The sequence below is a fragment of the Mesorhizobium sp. M1A.T.Ca.IN.004.03.1.1 genome (assembly GCF_003997555.1).
GTDB lineage: Bacteria > Pseudomonadota > Alphaproteobacteria > Rhizobiales > Rhizobiaceae > Mesorhizobium.
The window spans coordinates 1-228 of the sequence record NZ_RZTV01001242.1 but is presented as its reverse complement, the minus strand read 5'-3'; the positions used below and the strand labels follow the sequence as shown (position 1 = coordinate 228).

The 228-nt window shown below is 61.8% G+C and carries 1 pseudogene; it reads right to left on the bottom strand.

Going from position 1 to position 228, the window contains the following annotated elements:
• A pseudogene (locus tag EOD29_RS35675) lies at positions 1-228 on the bottom strand (EamA/RhaT family transporter); the annotation flags it as partial.

The following is a 228-nucleotide window of genomic DNA, read 5'->3' as shown; positions in this document are numbered from 1 at the left end:
CGGACCACGAGCATATGCGCATATCCCGAGATCGAGCCAAGGGCGAGAAGCAGAATGAGGCCGAGGCTGGAGGAGGGCAGGGAGACAGCAAAATCGGCATTGCCGGAACTGTTGCCGAGGAAAAGAGCGGCCGCCATGAAGACCGTTCCGCCGATGCCGGCCATCGTCTGCATGGTCAGCGGCGAATCGGCCTCGCCGATGGCGCGATTGAGGAAGAGATAGAGCGAG